General features: G+C 69.0%; 15 protein-coding genes. 11 read left to right on the top strand and 4 right to left on the bottom strand.

All coding sequences use genetic code 11. From position 1 onward, the window contains the following. From QQK25_RS06870 to trpE, 3 genes are all read left to right on the top strand, one after another. The coding region (locus QQK25_RS06870) for an MFS transporter (RefSeq protein WP_284187271.1) at nucleotides 1-648 on the top strand (648 nt) is incomplete at its 5' end. 46 nt (nucleotides 649-694) lie between these two features. After that, entirely contained in the window at nucleotides 695-1,372 is a 678-nt protein-coding gene (locus QQK25_RS06865) for a phosphoglycolate phosphatase (RefSeq protein WP_284187270.1), read from the top strand. Between the two features lie 195 nt (nucleotides 1,373-1,567). Then, nucleotides 1,568-3,040 carry an anthranilate synthase component I gene (trpE, locus tag QQK25_RS06860; protein WP_284187269.1) on the top strand — a complete coding sequence of 491 codons (1,473 nt, stop codon included), beginning with the start codon at nucleotides 1,568-1,570 and terminating at the stop codon, nucleotides 3,038-3,040. A gap of 53 nt (nucleotides 3,041-3,093) precedes the next feature. On the opposite strand, the gene QQK25_RS06855 is transcribed toward trpE, so the two are convergent. Continuing rightward, on the bottom strand, nucleotides 3,094-3,648 hold the full coding sequence (locus QQK25_RS06855) for a hypothetical protein (RefSeq protein WP_284187268.1): 555 nt from the start codon (nucleotides 3,646-3,648) through the stop codon (nucleotides 3,094-3,096). Between the two features lie 185 nt (nucleotides 3,649-3,833). On the opposite strand from QQK25_RS06855, the gene QQK25_RS06850 reads away from it, so the two are divergent. The 4 genes from QQK25_RS06850 to QQK25_RS06835 are packed head-to-tail and all read left to right on the top strand — an operon-like array spanning nucleotide 3,834 to nucleotide 10,318. Beyond that, nucleotides 3,834-4,406: an aminodeoxychorismate/anthranilate synthase component II gene (locus QQK25_RS06850; RefSeq protein ID WP_284187267.1), complete on the top strand. Its 573-nt coding sequence runs from the start codon at nucleotides 3,834-3,836 to the stop codon at nucleotides 4,404-4,406. An 11-nt stretch (nucleotides 4,407-4,417) separates the two neighbouring features. After that, nucleotides 4,418-5,449, top strand: a complete 1,032-nt coding sequence (gene trpD / locus QQK25_RS06845; protein ID WP_284187266.1) for an anthranilate phosphoribosyltransferase — start codon at nucleotides 4,418-4,420, stop codon at nucleotides 5,447-5,449. A gap of 24 nt (nucleotides 5,450-5,473) precedes the next feature. Next, nucleotides 5,474-6,262, top strand: a complete 789-nt coding sequence (trpC, locus tag QQK25_RS06840; RefSeq protein WP_284187265.1) for an indole-3-glycerol phosphate synthase TrpC — start codon at nucleotides 5,474-5,476, stop codon at nucleotides 6,260-6,262. 3 nt (nucleotides 6,263-6,265) lie between these two features. After that, complete coding sequence (locus QQK25_RS06835) at nucleotides 6,266-10,318, top strand: translocation/assembly module TamB domain-containing protein (RefSeq protein WP_284187264.1); 4,053 nt, start codon at nucleotides 6,266-6,268, stop codon at nucleotides 10,316-10,318. A gap of 167 nt (nucleotides 10,319-10,485) precedes the next feature. On the opposite strand, the gene QQK25_RS06830 is transcribed toward QQK25_RS06835, so the two are convergent. Together QQK25_RS06830 and QQK25_RS06825 are read right to left on the bottom strand one after the other, a co-directional pair. Next, nucleotides 10,486-11,226 (bottom strand): DUF998 domain-containing protein, encoded by a 741-nt coding sequence (locus QQK25_RS06830; protein WP_284187263.1) that lies wholly within the window; start codon nucleotides 11,224-11,226, stop codon nucleotides 10,486-10,488. Between the two features lie 95 nt (nucleotides 11,227-11,321). Continuing rightward, nucleotides 11,322-12,137 (bottom strand): alpha/beta fold hydrolase, encoded by an 816-nt coding sequence (locus QQK25_RS06825; protein ID WP_284187262.1) that lies wholly within the window; start codon nucleotides 12,135-12,137, stop codon nucleotides 11,322-11,324. Between the two features lie 211 nt (nucleotides 12,138-12,348). On the opposite strand from QQK25_RS06825, the gene QQK25_RS06820 reads away from it, so the two are divergent. From QQK25_RS06820 to QQK25_RS06805, 4 genes are all read left to right on the top strand, one after another. Further along, a complete protein-coding gene (locus QQK25_RS06820) occupies nucleotides 12,349-13,077 on the top strand; it encodes a DUF2189 domain-containing protein (RefSeq protein ID WP_284187261.1) in 729 nt (242 codons plus the stop codon). 27 nt (nucleotides 13,078-13,104) lie between these two features. Continuing rightward, a complete protein-coding gene (gene msrA, locus QQK25_RS06815; RefSeq protein ID WP_284187260.1) occupies nucleotides 13,105-13,653 on the top strand; it encodes a peptide-methionine (S)-S-oxide reductase MsrA in 549 nt (182 codons plus the stop codon). A 252-nt stretch (nucleotides 13,654-13,905) separates the two neighbouring features. Next, nucleotides 13,906-14,250 (top strand): FKBP-type peptidyl-prolyl cis-trans isomerase, encoded by a 345-nt coding sequence (locus tag QQK25_RS06810; RefSeq protein WP_153160130.1) that lies wholly within the window; start codon nucleotides 13,906-13,908, stop codon nucleotides 14,248-14,250. 207 nt (nucleotides 14,251-14,457) lie between these two features. Further along, entirely contained in the window at nucleotides 14,458-16,308 is a 1,851-nt protein-coding gene (locus QQK25_RS06805) for a metallophosphoesterase (protein WP_284187259.1), read from the top strand. Here QQK25_RS06805 and QQK25_RS06800 read toward each other — a convergent pair. Next, nucleotides 16,302-17,864: a phospholipase D family protein gene (locus QQK25_RS06800; RefSeq protein WP_284187258.1), complete on the bottom strand. Its 1,563-nt coding sequence runs from the start codon at nucleotides 17,862-17,864 to the stop codon at nucleotides 16,302-16,304. The genes QQK25_RS06805 and QQK25_RS06800 overlap by 7 nt on opposite strands. Between the last annotated feature and the right edge of the window lie 17 nt (nucleotides 17,865-17,881).

The raw sequence follows: 17,881 nt of genomic DNA, 5'->3' as shown, positions 1-17,881 counted from the left end.
CTGCTCGGATCGCGGCTCACGCTGCCGGTCCCGCAGCCGGCGGCCGGGGGCAGGGCGCCGCGCCGGCTGGTCGAGATCGCCCGCCAGGGGCGCTTCCGGCTGGCGGTGGCGGGTGGGGCGATCGGTTACGGGGTGATGGGCCTGCTGATGACCGCCACGCCGCTGGCCATGCTGTGCGCGCGGCACGACTTTGGCGCCACTACCGCGGTGATCCAGTGGCATCTGGTGGCGATGTTTGCGCCGGGCTTCGTCACCGGCGCGCTGATCCGCCGCTTCGGGGCGTCGGCGGTGATGTTCGGCGGCGGGGCGCTCAATCTGGCCGGCATCGCCTGGGCGCTGGGCGGCGACGCGATCAGCGATTTCGGCATCGCGCTGGCCCTGGTGGGCGTGGGCTGGAACTTCCTCTACGTGGGCGCCACCACGCTCCTCACCGACGCCTGTCGCGACGAGGAGCGCCCCGCGGTGCAGGCCTTCAACGACAGCGCGGTGTTCCTCACCGTCACGCTGGCCACGCTGTTTGCCGGCAGGCTGGTGGATGTCCTCGGCTGGGAGCGGGTCAATCTGCTGGCGGCGGTGCCCGTGGTGCTGCTGATGGCGGCGATCGCGATGGGCGGGTTGCGGCGCGGCATGCTGGCGTCGGCCCGGTGATCTCCCGTATCCTGCGCGGCTTCCGTTTCACACGCTTTGCCCTGCCATGACTGCCCACGCCCCTGGCCGCCCGGTGCGCGCCGTGTTGTTCGATCTGGACGGCACCCTGCTCGATTCCATCCCCGATCTGTCCGAAGCCTGTCACCGGATGATGGTCGAGTTGGGCCGCGCGCCCCATTCCATCGACACCATCCGCACATTTGTCGGCAAGGGCATGCTCAACCTCGTGCGGCGCTGCCTGGCCGAGCACGGCACCGCCAGCGATGCCGAGATGGCCGAGGCGGTGGCGGCCTTCCAGCGCCACTACACCGAGGTCAATGGCCTCGCCACCACGATCTACGAAGGCGTGGTGCCGGCGCTGGCGGCGCTGCAGGCGCAGGGCGTGGCGATGGCCTGCGTCACCAACAAGCCAGCCGCCTTCACCGGGCCGCTGCTGGAGCGCATGGGCATCGCCGGCTACTTTGGCGCCACGGTGAGCGGCGACACCCTGCCCGAGAAGAAACCCCACCCGGCGCCGCTCATCCACGCCTGCGAACTGCTGGGTGTGACGGTGGCGGAATCGCTGATGATCGGCGACTCGGCCAACGACGCCGAAGCCGCCCGCGCCGCCGGCATGCCGGTGCTGCTCGTCACCTATGGCTACAGCGAAGGCATGCCGGTGGACAGCATCGAATGCGACGGGCTACTATCCAGCCTTGTCGATGCGCTCCCGCGCATCCGCTGACTCATCGGACCACCCCGATCCCATCGTGACCCCGAAGCGCATGACTTTCGTACAGGAGTTCCCTGCCGTTCGTATCCCCACCCCCGGTGGATGCGGCGGCCGGTCATGGCTGGGCTGCTAAGCCCCGTCTGAACCTGTCACGAGCAGCCCTCGTGATACCCTCGCGAAAAAGCATCATGTCCTTCCGGAGTCTCCATGACCGAAGCCGAATTCCAGGCCCTGGCCGACCAGGGCTATAACCGCATTCCGGTTACGCTCGAAACCTTTGCGGATCTCGACACCCCCCTCTCTGTTTACCTGAAGCTGGCCAACGCGCCCAACACCTACCTGCTCGAATCCGTGCAGGGCGGTGAGCGTTTCGGCCGCTACTCGATCATCGGCCTCGCCGCCCCCACGCGCATCGAGGTCCACGGCCGTACGGTGCTGCTGCTCACCAACGATCGGCTGGTCGAACGCCGCGACTACGGCGACCCGATCTCGTATGTGGGCGAGTTCATGCAGCGCATCAAGGTGCCGCCGCGGGATCATCTGCCGCGTTTTGCCGGCGGCCTCGTCGGCTGCTTCGGCTACGACACCGTGCGCTACATCGAGCCGCGCCTCGCCAAAACCGAAAAGACCGACGAGCTCGGCACCCCCGACATCCTGCTGCTGCTGTCCGAAGAGATCGCCATCGTCGATAACCTCTCCGGCAAGCTCACCCTGGTGGTGTATGCCGAGCCCGAGGTGCCCAACGCCTACAAGCGCGCCCAGAAGCGCCTGAAGGAGCTCCTCGGCAAGCTGCGCGAGCCGGTCAATGTGCCCGCCGATGTGCGCGCCGCGCCCACCGAGGCGGTGTCGAGCTTCGGCGAAGACGCCTTCAAGGCCGCCGTGCAGCGGGCCAAGGACTACATCGTCGAAGGCGACATCATGCAGGTGGTGCTGTCCCAGCGCATGAGCAAGCCCTTCGGCGCCACGCCGCTGGCCCTGTACCGGGCGATCCGCAGCCTCAACCCGTCGCCCTACATGTTCTATTTCAACTTCGAAGAGTTCCAGGTCGTCGGCGCCTCGCCTGAGATCCTGGTCCGCCTCGAAGACAACAACGTCACCGTGCGTCCCATCGCCGGCACCCGCAAGCGCGGCGCCACCCACGACGAAGATCTCGCCCTCGAAGAGGAACTGCTGGCCGACGAGAAGGAGCGGGCCGAGCACCTCCAGCTCCTCGACCTGGGCCGCAACGACTGCGGCCGCGTGGCCACCACCGGCAGCGTCAAGGTCACCGAGCGCTTTACCGTCGAGCGCTACTCCCACGTGATGCACATCGTGTCCAACGTCGAAGGCAAGCTCAAGGACGGGCTCGACGCCCTGGCCGTGCTGCGCGCCACCTTCCCGGCGGGCACCGTGTCGGGCGCGCCCAAGCTGCGGGCGATGGAGATCATCGACGAGCTCGAACCCACCAAGCGCGGCATCTACGCCGGCTCGGTCGGCTATCTGGGCTTCCACGGCGACATGGATCTCGCCATCGCCATCCGCACCGCGGTGGTCAAGGACGGCAAGATCCACGTCCAGGCGGGCGCCGGCATCGTCGCCGATTCCGATCCCCAGTCCGAGTGGCAGGAAACCCAGAGCAAGGCCCGCGCGATGCTGCGTGCGGCCGAGATCGCCGAAGCCGGCCTCGACACCGCGCTGTGAACACCATGCAAAAGGCCGCCCGCAGGCGGCCTGGTGCAGCGCGGGTGAGGGGGTCAGAACGCGATGCCGACCTTGGCCTGAACCAGCCAGTTGTCCGCGCCCTGCTGGCCGGTGGCGATCGTCTTGCCGACGGTGTCCTGCCAGCGCGCGCCAAGGCCCAGGTTGAGCTGGCCCATGCGGTAGTCCAGATCGGCGCCCGCCTGCCAGGCGAACATGTCCACGGTGCGGTTGCCCGCGTCGGCCTTCACCCAGCCGATGCCAGGGCCGATGCCGAAGGTCACGTCCTTCGCGACGGGGATCGTCCAGCGCGGGTTGAGTTCGACGGTGGTGAGGTCAAGCCCGCCCTTGTCGAACTTGTTCACCGACAGCTTGGTGCGCACCACGCCGGTGGGCGTCTGGATCAGGCCGCAGTTCATGGCCAGCTCCAGGCCCCAGGCGTCGCCGCTCTTGGCGTGCTGCGGGTCCATGATGCCGCCGGTCACCGACGCCACGAAGTTCGGGGCGTAGCCCTTGTCGGCAATCGGCAGGAACTGCCAGTCGCCGGCGAAGGCCGGGGCGGTGAGGGCCGAAAGGGCGGCGGCGATCGTCAGGACGCGGGTGGTTTTCATCGTTCTTCCTCGGGTGTTGTTGGAATGTGGTCCGATCTTTCCACACCCGCCGACCGCCTGTCGGTAACCAAGGTTACAAACATTTGCCGGGCCCGCGCCGCGCTGCGCCGGGCCGGCATCAAGTCAGAACAAGCCAATGCGCCCGCCCGGAGCGGCGCCGGCGCCCAGCGAAAGGATGCCTCGTCATGCTGCTGATGATCGACAACTACGACAGCTTTACTTACAACCTCGTCCAGTACTTCGGCGAACTCGGTGCCGACGTGCGGGTGTATCGCAACGACGAGATCACCGTCGAGCAGATCGCCAACCTCAAGCCGGCCCAGATCGTCGTCTCGCCCGGCCCCTGTTCGCCGGCCGAGGCGGGCATCTCGGTGGCGGCCATCCAGGCCTTCGCCGGCAAGATCCCGCTGCTCGGCGTGTGCCTGGGCCACCAGAGCATCGGCGCCGCTTTTGGCGGCAGGATCGTCCATGCCAAGCGCCTGATGCACGGCAAGGTGTCGCCGGTGCATCATCTGGACAAGGGCGTGTTCAAGGGCCTGCCCAACCCGCTCACCTGCACCCGCTATCATTCGCTGGCCATCGAGCGCGAATCCCTGCCCGACTGCCTGGAGGTGACCGCCTGGACCGATGATGGCGAGATCATGGGCGTGCGCCACAAGACGCTCGAGGTCGAAGGCGTGCAGTTCCACCCCGAATCGATCCTGACCGAGCGCGGCCACGACCTGCTGCGCAATTTCCTCGAACAATCCAAAGCCTGACCGGAGCCGCCATGTCCATCACTGCCCAGGAAGCCCTGCAACGCACCATCGAACATCGGGAAATCTTCTACGACGAGATGCTGTCGCTGATGCGCCAGATCATGGCCGGCGAAATCTCGCCGGTGATGACCGCGGCCATCCTAACCGGCCTGCGCGTCAAGAAGGAAACCATCGGCGAGATCGCCGCGGCGGCCACCGTGATGCGGGAGCTGTCCACCAAGGTCATCGTGCCGCCGCCCAATGATCACTTCCTGGACGTGGTGGGCACCGGCGGTGACGGCTCCCACACCTTCAACATCTCCACCGCCACCATCTTCGTCGCCGCGGCAGCCGGCGCCCGGGTTGCCAAGCACGGCGGGCGCAGTGTCTCGAGCAAGTCCGGCAGCGCCGATGTGCTTGAGGCCCTGGGCGTGAACATCAACCTCAAGCCCGAGCAGGTGGCCGAGTGCGTCGCCCGCACTGGCATCGGCTTCATGTTCGCCCCCAACCACCACAGCGCGATGAAGAACGTCGCGCCGGTGCGTCGCGAGATGGGCGTGCGCACGATCTTCAACATCCTCGGCCCGCTCACCAACCCGGCCAGCGCGCCCAACACCCTGCTGGGCGTGTTCCACCCGGATCTCGTCGGTATCTGCGTGCGCGTGATGGAGCGCCTCGGTGCCAAGCACGTGCTGGTGGTGCATGGCCGCGACAGCATGGATGAGGTGTCGCTGGGCGCCTCCACCCTGGTGGGCGAGCTCAAGGACGGCCAGATCCGCGAATACGAGATCCACCCCGAAGACTTCGGCCTCACCATGATGTCGAGCCGCAACCTCAAGGTGGCCGACGCCGACGAATCCAAGAGCGTGCTACTGGGCGTGCTCGACAACAAGCCGGGCGCCCCTCGCGAGATCGTCGCCCTCAACGCCGGCACGGCGCTGTACACCGCCAATCTGGTGGATTCCATCGGCGAAGGCATCGTGCGTGCCCGCGAGGTGCTGGCCTCCGGCGCCGCCCGGGCCAAGCTCGAGGACTTCGTCGCCTGCACCAAGTCCTTCGCGTAAGCCGCTCCCATTCAGAGAACCTCCATGTCAGACATCCTCAACAAGATCCTCGCCGTGAAGCACACGGAAGTCGCCGCCGCCCGCGCCGCGGTGTCCGACGCCGCGGTGCGCGAGCTCGCCGCCGCCCAGACCCCGGCCCGGGATTTCGTCGGCGCCATGCGCGCGAAGATCGCCGCCGGCCGCGCCGCGGTGATCTCCGAGATCAAGAAGGCCAGCCCCTCCAAGGGCGTGATCCGCGCCGACTTTCGCCCCGCCGAGATCGCCGCCAGCTACGAGAAGGCCGGCGCCGCCTGCCTGTCGGTGCTCACCGACCGCCAGTTCTTCCAGGGCGCGCCGGAATACCTCCAGGCCGCCCGCGCCGCCTGCGGCCTGCCGGCCCTGCGCAAGGATTTCCTGGTCGATCCCTATCAAGTGTACGAAGCCCGCGCGATGGGCGCCGACGCCATCCTGCTGATCGCCTCGGCCCTCAGCCTTGCCGAGATGCAGGAGATGGAAGCCATCGCCGAAAGCCTCGGCCTCGGCGTGCTGGTCGAAGTCCACGACGGCGCCGAACTGGACGTAGCCCTCCATCTGCGCACGCCGCTCATCGGCATCAACAACCGCAACCTGCGCACCTTCGAGGTCAGCCTGCAGACCACGCTCGACTTGCTGCCGCGCATCCCCGCCGAGCGCATCGTCGTCACCGAATCGGGCATCCTCGCCCCGGCCGACGTGGCCCTGATGCGCGAGCACAAGGTCAATGCTTTCCTGGTGGGCGAAGCCTTCATGCGCGCCGACGACCCCGGTGCCGGCCTCGCCGCCCTGTTCGGCTGACCGATGAGCGACACGCCGGAGCCGTCCGGGCCGGCCCCGCAGGATCCAGCCCCGCCGCCGCCCCGTCCGGGCTGGGGGCGTGGGCTGCTGCGCGGCCTGCTGGCGGCGCTCCTTGCCGGCATCACCGTCGCCATCGTGCTGGTGGGCTGGCTGGGCGGCACCACCTCCGGCCTTGGCATGCTGGTGGATTTCGTCGCCCGGCTGTCGGGCGGCGTCGTCACCTTCGAGAAAGCCGACGGCTACCTGCTGGGTGATCTGCACCTGGGCCTGCTGCGCGTGCGCACGCCCACCCTGCAGGTGGATGTGCATGACCTGGCCCTCACCTGGAACCCCGCCGCGCTCACCCGCGGCCGGCTCGACATCGCCCGCCTCGCTGCCGCCGACGTGCAGGTGGCCAGTGCCCCCAGCGACGCGCCCTCCACGCTGCCCGACAGCCTCGCGCTGACCGCCGCCATCGCCATTGACCACTTCGAGATCGGCCGGCTGCGGGTTGGCGAGCTTGCAGACGGCACGCCCGCCGCGCCAGACATCGAATTCACCGCCCTGGCCGGCGCGCTGCAATCCGACGGCCGCCACCACCGGGCGACCGGCCTCAAGGCCACCGCGCCCTTCGGCCAGCTCGCCGCCGACGCCGAACTCGACGGCCAGCAGCCTTTCCCCCTCAAGGCCAGCGCCAGCCTCGCCACCCGCCACGCCGACGAGGCCTGGACGGTGAGCGCCAAGGCCGGCGGCGACCTGCAGAAGCTGCTGCTGGATGCCACCATCGCCGGGGCCGGTGTTGATGGCACGGCCGCCATCGTCGCCACGCCCTTTGCCAGCCTGCCGCTGCAATCGGCCAAGGCCCACCTCAGGGGCGTGGACCCGAAGCGCTTCCACCCGGACGCGCCCACCGCCACCCTCGACATCGACGCCGATCTCGTCCCGTCCGCCGCCACCGACAAGCCGGCCGCCACCGACTGGGTGGTGAGCGGCCCGGTGCGGATCGTCAACCGCGCCCCCGGCAGTTACGATGCCGGCGCGCTGCCAGTCGAATCCCTCGCCACCGCCCTGCGTTGGGCCAATGGCGAGCTGGCCCTGGCCAACCTCGACCTGCGTCTGCCCGGCAACGGCCGCGCCGAAGGGGCGGCCCGTTGGCAGGCGCCCAAGCCCGGTACTGCCACCGAGCCCGCTGCCGGCTTCGGCAAGGTCGATGCCGGACTGCGCATCAGCAACCTCGACGCCCGCAAGCTCGACAAACGCGCTGTGACCACCCGAATCGCCGGCCGCATCGACGCCACCGCCGACGCCGATGTGCAGACCCTCAGCGCCGACCTGCGCGACCCGCAGCTCGCCCTGCGCCTCGACGCCCGCCACGCTGCCGGCCTCGTCACCATCGACAAGCTCCTCGCCACCGCCCGCGCCGCCAAGTTGGAGGCCACCGGCAAGCTGGCACTGGATGCCGCCGGCGCCTTCGAAGCCACCGGCCGGCTCGACCGCTTCGACCCCCGCGCCTTTGTGACCACCGCGCCCACCGCCGACCTCAACACCCGTTTCACCCTCAAGGGCAAGCGTGCGCCCCAGCTCGCCGGGCGGCTCGATTTCGATCTGGCGCCCAGCACTCTCGAAGGTAAGCCCCTGGCCGGCCGCGGCGTGCTGGCGGTCGAGGGCATGCGCCTTGCCGATGCCGATGTGGCCCTCACCCTGGCCGGCAACCGGCTCGTCGCCAAGGGCCGCTACGGCAAGCCCGGCGATGCCCTCGACCTGAACCTCGACGCCCCGGCGCTTGCCGCCCTCGGCCACGGCCTCGGGGGCAAGCTGCGCCTGGCTGGCGTGCTCCGGGGCAGCATCGATCACCCGGCGGGGGATTTCGAGCTCACCGCCGAGCAACTCGCCGTTGGTGGCGTCCGCATCGACGCCGCCAACGGCCAGGGCCGCATCGCCGAGGGCCGAAACGGCAGCATCGCCGTGGCCCTGTCGGTGGCCGGCCTGCGCACGCCGGCCAAGGACGGCAGCGCCAGCGACGCGCTGCTGCGTCGGGCGAGCTTCGTCTTCGACGGCACCCGCGCCGCCAACACCGCCCGGCTGGAGGCCTATGCCAACGGCTCCACTTCCGTCGTCGCCACCCTGGCCGGAGCGCTCTCCGACGGTCCCCGCTGGCAGGGCCGGCTCGAGAGCTTCCAGCTGCGTGGCGACGATCGCCTCACCCTTGCCGCGCCGGCGCCCCTGCTGCTGTCCGCCGAGGAGATCACCCTGGGCGCGGCCGAAGTGCGCGGCGTGGCCGGCGGGCGTTTCCGGCTCGACGAGACCCGCTGGCAGGCCCGGCATCTGGTCGCCCGGGGCAGCGTCAGCGGCGTGCAGGTCGGGGTGAATCTCGATCCGGCCACCCGAAAGGTGCAGTCCCGCGGCAACTCGCTGCAGATCGGCGGCGAATGGAACGTGGACATCGGCGAGCAGGTGAATGGTCTCGTGCGCGTCTTCCGCGAAAGCGGCGATCTGGAACTGCAGGGCGATTCGCCGGTGCAGCTGGGGCTGGACGAGCTGCAGCTCACCGTGAGCGCCGCGTCCAACCGCATCGCCTTCGGCTTCTCGGCCCACGGCAGCCGGCTGGGCAGCGCATCGGGCGCCGGCACCGCGCTGGCCGAGCGCATCGCCGCCTTCCCCGTGCGGCTGGTGCCCGGCGCGCCCCTGCTGGGCTCTGCGCGGCTCGACATCCCCTCCATCGCCTGGGCCGGCCCGCTGGCCGATCAGAACCTCAAGACCGACGGCAGCCTGAAGGGCGAATTCTCCCTCGCCGGCACCCCGGCCAGCCCCGAAGCCGCCGGCCGCATCCGGGGCGACAAGCTTTCCTTCGTGATGGCCGACCAGGGGCTGCACCTCTCCGGCGGCACCCTGCAGCTCGACTTCAACCGCGACCGGCTCAACCTCGAGGAATTCAGCTTCGTCTCACCCAACCGGGTCAAACCCCGCGAAGGGCGCATCGACCTGGCCCGGCTCACCGCCACGCCGGGCACCCTCAAGGCCAAGGGCCAGGTGCAGCTCGCCACCGGCGAAGGCCATTTCGACTTCCGCGCCGACCGCCTGCCGCTCCTTCAGCGGGTGGATCAGTGGCTGGTGCTGAGCGGCGAGGGCGAGCTCGCCACCGGCTGGAACTCCGCCCACCTCAAGGGCCGGCTGGCGGCCGATGCGGGCTTCGTCGAGCTCTCCCGCACGCCGCCGCCCAGTCTGGGCGAAGACGTGGTTGTGCTCGACCCTGCCCGGGGCGCCAAGCCCCAGGCCAGCCCCTTCAGCATGTCGGTGGATCTGGCGATCGGCCTGGGCGACGCGCTCTACGTGCGCGCTCTGGGTCTCGACACCCGCCTCGCCGGCGATCTGCGGCTGGCCTCCGGGCCGGGCCGGCCGCTGGCGGCCACCGGCACCATCACCACCGTGGGCGGGGTGTATGAGGGCTACGGCCAGAAGCTCAGCATCGAGAAGGGCATCATCACCTTCAACGGCCCGGTGGCCAATCCTGGCCTCAACGTGGTGGCGCTGCGCAAGGGCCTCACCGTCGAGGCCGGAGTGGGCATCACCGGCACGGCCCGCCGGCCGCTGGTGCGGCTGGTGTCGGAGCCCAACGTGCCCGACCCGGAAAAGCTCGGCTGGATCGTCCTCGGCCGTCCGCCCGATCAAGGCTCCGGCGGCGAAATGGCGCTGCTGGTGCCCGCCGCCCAGGCCCTGCTCGGCGATTCAGGCAGCGGCATGTCCGCCAGCCTCGCCCGCGCGCTGGGCTTCGACGAGATCTCGTTCGGGTCCAGCGTCGATGGCCGCAGCCGCGTGCAGACCAGCAGCGTCGCCACCGGCAGTGTCACCGGCACCGCCTCCAGCGCGTCGTCCAGCAACATCGACAGCGTGCCCGGGCAGGTCATCACCATCGGCAAGCGCCTCTCTGCGCGGGCCATGCTCTCCTTCGAGCAGAGCATCTCGGGCACGTCGAGCATCGTCAAGCTCACCTACCAGCTCACCCGCCGCATCGCCGTCATCGGCCGGGCGGGCAGCGAGAACGCGCTGGACGCGGTGTTTACGCTGTCGTTCAAGTAGGCCCCTGGCCAGTGCTTTGGGGCAACCGCCCATCCCGGCAGGCCGCCGGTGTCCATTCGGGATGCGCCTCGCGTGGCTTCACCCCGCCGCAGGATCAACCGCGACATCCCCGCGACGAGCTTGATGTCACCGCCCGCCTGCAGGAAGACTGCCGTGGGGGCCGCTGGCTAACGGGTGCGCTCGTCCGCCGTCTTGTCGCAGCAGAGCATTCGCAGCCTCCATGCCGTCATGAAAATCCACAGCGTGAGCGCCCCCGAAGCGAGCCGTTCATAGAGGCCGGTGTGGACATGCGTAGCCTCGCTCGCCGACATCAGTGCGAGAAAGATCAGGCCGGCACACCCGGAAGCAAACGAGTAGGCACTGAGCGGCTGCAGCCTCGCATCACCGCGAAAAAGAAGGGCGCCAAGCAGCGCGGCCGCGGCGAGTGCGAGGAAGGCACTCGTTGCCGACAGTCCGTGCAGCCTCTGGCTGAGCACTTCCGGTGCTGCACAGCCGGGTTCGCAGGAGAAGATTCCCGCGCCGATACGGCCGAGGCCGTCCACCGCGATGAGGGCCGCGACGAGCAGGGCAAGCCGGGGACGATCGCTGATGCGTGCCGCCGTCGCGTAAAACGCAGCCGCATAACCGACGATCAGGATTCCACTCGCAATAAAGCCGCCGAAGCGCATGAAGGTCCCGGTCGAACTGTCACGTTCGCCGAGTTCGCTGATGTACTGGCTGACATGATCGAAGCCGGGGCGCAGCTCCCCGGCAAGGAGGATTGCGGCAGCCCAGAGCAACGGGGCCAGCAGGCCGCAGAAAAGGCCGGCTCGGCGCAGGTTTGCGGTGCCCGTGCCGCACTGTGTTGGCCCGGTTTCGTCTGACGGAGAACGCATCACGGTCGGCTCCTGTCGGTGTTGCAGCGTCACGGTTCCGGAGCCGTGAGCCGGGTGTCCCGATTCTCTTTGCCGGCGCGACAGGGGGCTAGAAAGCGCTGCAGCCCATCGGCTGCAGCGCCTGACGATCAGGCCCCGCCGACAAACCCCTTGATCGCCTCCACCACCTTATCCGGATCGCTGATGTGGGGCAGGTGTCCCTTGGCGTCGATCAGGGTGAGCCGGCTGCCGGGGATGTTCGCGTGCATGTATTCGGCCACCGCGAGGGGAACGAAAAAGTCTTCCTGCGATTGCACCAGCAGGGCAGGTACGCGCACCTTGGCAAGCTCGTCCCGCTGGTCGGTCTGCAGCAGGGAGCACAGGATGGTGAGCATCAGCTCCGGCGGGATGCGGGCGATGGATTCGGCAAAGCGCGCTGCCAGCATCGGGCGGTCGGGGTTGCCCATGGCGGCAGCGGCGAGCCCCAGGGACCATTCGGTGTAGTTGAGGCGTACGGCCTTGTAGACCGAATTGATGTCGTCCACCGAGAAGCCGCCCGAATACCCGTCGGTGTTGGCGTAGCGCGGCGATGCGCCGATCAGCACGATCCGCTCGAACTGCGCGGGTCGCTCGACGGAAGCCAGCAATCCGGCCATGCCGCCCATGGAATGCCCCACCAGCGTGGTGCGGGCGCCGTCCAGTTCGAGGGCGGTGCAGATCTCGAGCAGATCCGCGGCGTAGCCCTTGATGTTCAGGTAGCGCAGCTGGTGTTCAAGAAAATACGGCTGCGTCGACGGCAGGCTGCCGGTGTTGTCGAAACACACCAGCCGGTAGTCGCCGGCAAAGGCCGGGGTGATCTGGTTCCAGCTGCTCTGGTCGGTGCCCAGGCCGTTGATGAAGATGATCGTTCGCGCTGCTGCCGGGTTGCCGGTCACGGTGACGTTGTTGCGGGAGAGCAGGTTCACGGGCACCTCTGTGAGGGTTTGATCGCAGGCGCGACGCAGGATTGTACGTTCGGCCGGGTTCGTTCCGGATGGTTCCGTAACGCGTGGATCGGCGCCCTGCGGGCCGCTCCGGGCCTGTGGCGCGTGGTCGGCCCGGCGCCCTTGACCCAGATCATTGCTCCCGCTGCAGCCGTCAGGCCAGATGCCTGACCTGACCCCGCGGAGGCTTTCCATGTCCGATCAGCTTGTCCCCTGTCGCATCGCCGTTGCCACTGTCTTCACCGCCGTCGCTGACGGGTGGGCGGCGTTTCGCGAGCGTCCGGCTTCGGCCGTCGCGTTTGCGGCGGTGTTCGCGGTCATCGGGCTGGGCATCTTCGGGGCGCTGGCCTATTTCGGGTTGTCGGCGATGATGCTGCCCTTTGCCGGCGGCTTTCTACTGGTGGGGCCGGCGGTGCTCGCGGGGTTCTTCGGGTTGCGGCGGGCCGGGGCGGCGGGGCGGCGTCCGGGTTTTGCGGATGTGCTGGCGGGCTTCCGGCAGGCGCCGCGGGGGCTGTGGGTGCTGGCCGGCGTTTGCACGCTGCTCCTGCTGATCTGGCTTACCGATGCTGCCACGGTGTACAGCTTCATGATCGGTGGCACGACACCGGATGCAGGCCAGGTGGCGCGTTTTCATGCGTGGACCAGCCTGATGGGCGCGGTGCTGGCGTTCATCGTCTTCAACATCACCGCTTTTGCGGTGCCCCTGCTGTTTGATGGCCGGGCTCAGCTGGTCGGCGCGGTGACGGCCAGCGTGCGAGGGGTGTTCACCAACCCCAGGCCGATGCTGGTGTGGGCGGTGCTGCTGGCGGGGGCGATCATCGCTACCATCCTGTTTCCGCCGCTCCTGCTGGTGTCGCTGCCGTGCCTCGCGTTTGCGTCGGATCTGCTTTATCTTCAGGTCTTTCCGCCGGCCGGGGGCTGAGCGGAGCCCCAGCCTGGAGAGACAACAATGAGCGAAAAGACGAACGAGGTCGCCATTCTGGCGGGCGGCTGCTTCTGGTGCATCGAGGCGGTGTTCCTCGATGTGGCGGGGGTGAGCGCGGCCCAGTCTGGCTATATCGGCGGCCATCTGGACGCGCCCAGCTACGAGCGGGTGTGCGATGGCGACACCGGCCACGCCGAGGCGGTGCGCATCGAGTTCGATCCGGCGGTGATCGCCTATTCCGATCTGCTCGACATCTTCTTCGCGATCCACGATCCGACCACGCCCAATCGCCAGGGCAACGACGTGGGCACCCAGTATCGGTCGGCGATCTTCACCACCAGCCCGGAGCAGGACGCCATCGCCCGGGCCAAGATCGCGCAGCTGGCCTTCGAGGGGGCGTTTGATGCGCCCATCGTCACCGAGGTCGAGCCCGCCGGCACCTTCTGGCCGGCCGAGCCCTATCACGACAACTACTTTGCCCGTAACGGCCGCCAGCCCTACTGCCAGTTTGTGGTGGCGCCCAAGGTGGCCAAGTTCCGCAAGGTGTTTGCGGAGCGTCGCAAGGGCGCCTGAGCGGGTTGAGGGTGAGGGGCGGGAGGCCGGACTGTAGGTCGGACTTCAGTCCGACATCGGGCGCTGGCCTCGGGACTCTGCTTGGTTTTGCGCGGGCTTGTCGGACTGAAGTCCGACCTACAGGTTCGTGCAGGTTCAGCGTGCAGGTTCGTGCAGGTGCGGCGTGCAGGTTCCTGCAGGTCACGCCTGCGGGGGGCGGCGTTTTGTGCGTCGGGTTGATAGAATCCGCCGTTCATCAAACAGGAGCGTTCCATGACTCAAGTAACCACGGCGAGCGGCCTCGTCATTGAAGATACCCAGGTTGGCACCGGCGCCGAAGCCGTTGCGGGCAAGAACGTCCAGGTGCATTACACCGGCTGGCTGACCGACGGCACCAAGTTCGATTCCAGCAAGGATCGCAACGATCCGTTCGTGTTCCCCCTCGGCGGCCGTCGCGTGATCGCCGGCTGGGACGAAGGCGTGCAGGGCATGAAGGTGGGCGGCACCCGCAAGCTGACCATTCCGCCCCAGCTGGGCTACGGCGCCCGTGGCGCTGGCGGCGTGATCCCGCCGAACGCCACGCTGGTGTTCGAGGTGGAACTGCTGGCCGTGCTTTAATCCTGCTGCACCTCGCCGCATGATCGACGGGCGCCAGTGGCGCCCGTCGTGTTTTGTGCTTTTGGCACGGGGGGCCGGCGCAAAACGGTTTGGTCGCGGCAGCCCGCGCCGGGGCGCGTGCTAGAGTTTCAACCCGAAGCCGGAGCAACCGGCAGCAGCCGGGGCCGGCCTCCATGGGCCGCAGCCCGTGGCTCGGGGGAATCAAAAATGAACGCGTATCTGCTGTGCGGTGCCCTGCTTGCGGCGGGCGCCATTCTGTCGGGCTGCTCCGGTCTGCCCGCGCTCCATCCACCGCCGCCCGAGGCCGCCGGCCGTTACCAGCCGCTCACCACCCCGATCATCGCCGTCGGCGACACCCAGGAGCACGAGGCCACCGGCATGCCCATGCTCGACAACGACAGCGCGGTGGATGCTTACGTCGAAGTCGCCCAGCGCCCGCCGGAGCAACCCCTCTTCGGCCGCAAGATCTTCGAGACGGTGCTCACCCGCCACCCGGACATGCCGCTGCTGCATCTGGGCGATCTGCTCGACGTGTCCTGTCATTCCGAGGCCCAGCGCCTGCAGAAGGTGTTCGAGCTGGCCCGCCAGCCCGGGGCGATCCTGCCCGGCAACCACGACGGCCTGCTCTTCGGCATCTTCAACTACAACGTGGCGGATATCGTCCGCGACCCCGACAGCGCCCGCTGGGACAGGGCCTGCCGGCGCGGCCTGTGGCTGAGCGACGAGCGTCAGGCGCCGCCGGACCAGCGCACCGCGTTCTCGAAGGACGATTTCATCGACAGCTATCTCGACGGCTTGATCCGCGGCCGCGGCCGGCTGCAGGGCTTCGTCTTCAACCAGGAGACGCGGGACGGCCATTTCGGCTGGAAGAACCCCCGGCCCGATGGTTTCGTCGAGGCGGTGGAGGCCCACCTCACCCCGGAGAACCGCTACGCCAGCTCCTTCATCGTGCAGAAGCTGCGCCTGCCACCTGCGCCCGGGGCGAAGCGCCAGGTGAAGCTGATCGGGCTGGACACCAACCAGCTGTCGGTGCTGGTGGGCACGTTCGACGTGCTGCGGGGCGAGAGCCCGGGCGACGTGGGCCGCGTGCAGGCCGACCAGATCGACGCGGCGATGCCGTGGATGGAGGAAGCCCGGGCGCGGGGCGACATCGTGGTGTTTGCCGGCCATCACAACTGGCGGGCACTGGGCGGGCGGACCCGGCAGCGCATCGAAAGCCTGATGGCGCGGGCCGATCACCCGCTGGTGTACCTCTCGGCCCACACCCACAGCGGGTTCTGGACCATGCACCGGGTGGCTGGGCGGCCGATGCTGGAGCTCAACGTCAGCTCGCTGTCGGACTGGCCGGTTGCCTACCGGCAGATCCACTTCGAATACGACGAGGCGGCCCGACGCCTGAAGGTGGTGGCGGCGCTGATGCCCAACCGGGGCACGCCGCCGGCCAGCGACGCCGAACTGCTGGCTGCCTGGGAGGCCGCCACCTGCGCTGGCGACGGGGTGCCCGACGCGCGCCTCAAGGCCCGTGACCTGCAGTTGGTGAGCGCCCAGCGGGAAGCCCGTGGCTCGCTGATGGACTGGCTTTACGCCTCGATGTGGAAGTACTGCGACGGCTGCCAGGCGCTGATGTACGAGCACGGCCACCGCTACCTGGACCTGCTGCTGCGGGAGATCCGCCAGGCCCGGATCGACCTGGGCGCCGACAGCGACGGGCTGGAGCCGCGCCGCCTGCCGCTGTCGTGCCAGCCGGGCGGAGGGCTGGTGGGCTGCGTGGAAACCCTGCTGGCCGCGCCGGTGGGCGGGGCGCTCAAGCCGAGCGTGGCGCTGTTCCGCGAGAAGGCCGAGCTGGTGGATCGGGTCAATACCCGGATGGACCAGCTCCACAACCCCCGGGTGCGGGCCTACATGAGCTGCCGCGCGGTGCTGGCGGCGAAGGAGGATTTCGAGCTGACGCCGGAGCGTTTCAAGCCCAAGCGCAACCTGGCCCGGCGCCTGGCGGGCGATTACTTCCGCAGCGAGGCGAGCGTGGGGATGGACTGGGAGACGCCTCAGTCTCAGTAAAGATCCCGCGGGAAGGCCATGAAGATGACGTCCTGAACCCGTTGCCACAGGCTGCGCGCGGGCTGGGCGTCGAGGGTCTGGTCGCCGGCCTGCCAGCGCGGGCTGCCGTCGTCGGCAAGGCTCACCCGCCAGGCGTTGTCGGGTTGCATGTCGCGCTCCATGGCGGCGGCCAGCTCGCCGGCCAGGCCCGGGCTGTCGATGATGACGCCCATCTCGCTGTTAATGTGGGCCGAGCGGGGGTCGAGGTTCATCGAGCCGATGAAAACCCGCTGGCGATCCACCACCATTGCCTTTACGTGCAGGCCCATGAACTCGGCGCGGGTGGGCGGCGTATCCACCAGCAGCGGCTGGATGGCGGCGTCAGCGCGGGTTTCGTGCAGCTCGACCCCGGCCTCGATGAGCGGCCGACGCCAGGCCTTGTAGTGGCTGTTCACGGCTGGCACGTCGTGGGACGACAGGGAGTTGGTGAGCACCCGCACCTTCGCGCCGCGCCCGCCGAGGGCCTTGAGCTCGGCCACCGCGGCCTCGTCGGGGATGATGTAGGCGTTGGTGATGATGAGCTCGCTGCGGGTGGTGCTCACCAGCTGGCGGATCGCCTTGGGCATGTGGTGGCGCGGCACGTCGAGGTCCGGCTTGTCGGAGTGCACCTGGCTGGTGCCGGGGTGCAGCTGCGGGAGGAGGGCGCGGATGGCCGGGCCCCGGTCGGCCGGGTCGAGCCGGAAGCGGGTGATCGCCTCGGCGCTGGCGAGCCGCCGGCGTAGCGGGGCGTAGTCGCGGCGCAGGTCGGCCGTGGTGGCATCGACGCCCAGGCCGCCGACCGGCGTCACCCACTCGCTGTTCCAGAAACTGTCGAACACCTGGGACGCCTGCCGGGCCACCGGGCCGATGCCCAGCACGTCCAGGTCGCGGAAGTTGAACTCGGGTGACAGGCCGAAGTATTCGTTGCCGATGTTGCGCCCGCCGATGATCGCCGCCCGGTTGTCGGCCACCATCAGCTTGTTGTGCATGCGGTGATTGATGCGCTCCATGCGCTCGATGAATTCGTAGCTGCGCCCGCCCAGGCCACGCCGGTTCCAGGTGTTGAAGAGGCGGATCTCGATGTTGGGATGGGCGTTGAGGCGGGCCATGGCTTCGTCGCGCTCGGCCACCTGGGCGGCATCCTTGAGGATGGTGGACAGGTCGTCGAGGATCAGGCGCACCTTCACGCCGCGGTTGGCGGCGTCGATGACGTGCTTCATCAGCAGCTCGCCGCTCTCGTCGGCCCACCACACGTAGTACTGCAGGTCGAGGCTGCGGGTGGCGGCGTCCATCAGCGCGAGGCGCCAGCGCAGGCCGTCTTCGTTGCGGTCGAGGAGATGAAAGCCGGAGCGGTCGGGCCCGTGATCCCGGCGCACCTGCGCCTCGGCGTCGGCCAGCAGGCCGGTGGCCGCGGGCGGACGGGCCTGGCCGGGCTCCCCGCGGGGGCGGGCGACGGGGTCGGCGGCGCAGCCGGCAAGGGCGATGGCGGTCACGAGGGCGAGGGAGGCGATGGGGCGTGGCGGGCGGATCGGGAGCATCGGCGGTGTCCTGGGGC

Source organism: Zoogloea oryzae, assembly GCF_030161255.1.
GTDB classification, from domain to species: domain Bacteria; phylum Pseudomonadota; class Gammaproteobacteria; order Burkholderiales; family Rhodocyclaceae; genus Zoogloea; species Zoogloea oryzae.
Note: the sequence above shows the minus strand (reverse complement) of the source record. Positions and strands in the feature narration are given on the sequence as shown.

Coding starts and splice junctions, on each gene's coding strand:
- QQK25_RS06805 (WP_284187259.1), top strand. CDS start 14,458: ATGAACGCGTATCTGCTGTGCGGTGCCCTGCTTGCGGCGGGCGCCATT.
- QQK25_RS06810 (WP_153160130.1), top strand. CDS start 13,906: ATGACTCAAGTAACCACGGCGAGCGGCCTCGTCATTGAAGATACCCAG.
- trpE (WP_284187269.1), top strand. CDS start 1,568: ATGACCGAAGCCGAATTCCAGGCCCTGGCCGACCAGGGCTATAACCGC.
- QQK25_RS06855 (WP_284187268.1), bottom strand. CDS start 3,648: ATGAAAACCACCCGCGTCCTGACGATCGCCGCCGCCCTTTCGGCCCTC.
- QQK25_RS06800 (WP_284187258.1), bottom strand. CDS start 17,864: ATGCTCCCGATCCGCCCGCCACGCCCCATCGCCTCCCTCGCCCTCGTG.
- QQK25_RS06865 (WP_284187270.1), top strand. CDS start 695: ATGACTGCCCACGCCCCTGGCCGCCCGGTGCGCGCCGTGTTGTTCGAT.
- trpC (WP_284187265.1), top strand. CDS start 5,474: ATGTCAGACATCCTCAACAAGATCCTCGCCGTGAAGCACACGGAAGTC.
- QQK25_RS06835 (WP_284187264.1), top strand. CDS start 6,266: ATGAGCGACACGCCGGAGCCGTCCGGGCCGGCCCCGCAGGATCCAGCC.
- QQK25_RS06850 (WP_284187267.1), top strand. CDS start 3,834: ATGCTGCTGATGATCGACAACTACGACAGCTTTACTTACAACCTCGTC.
- msrA (WP_284187260.1), top strand. CDS start 13,105: ATGAGCGAAAAGACGAACGAGGTCGCCATTCTGGCGGGCGGCTGCTTC.
- trpD (WP_284187266.1), top strand. CDS start 4,418: ATGTCCATCACTGCCCAGGAAGCCCTGCAACGCACCATCGAACATCGG.
- QQK25_RS06820 (WP_284187261.1), top strand. CDS start 12,349: ATGTCCGATCAGCTTGTCCCCTGTCGCATCGCCGTTGCCACTGTCTTC.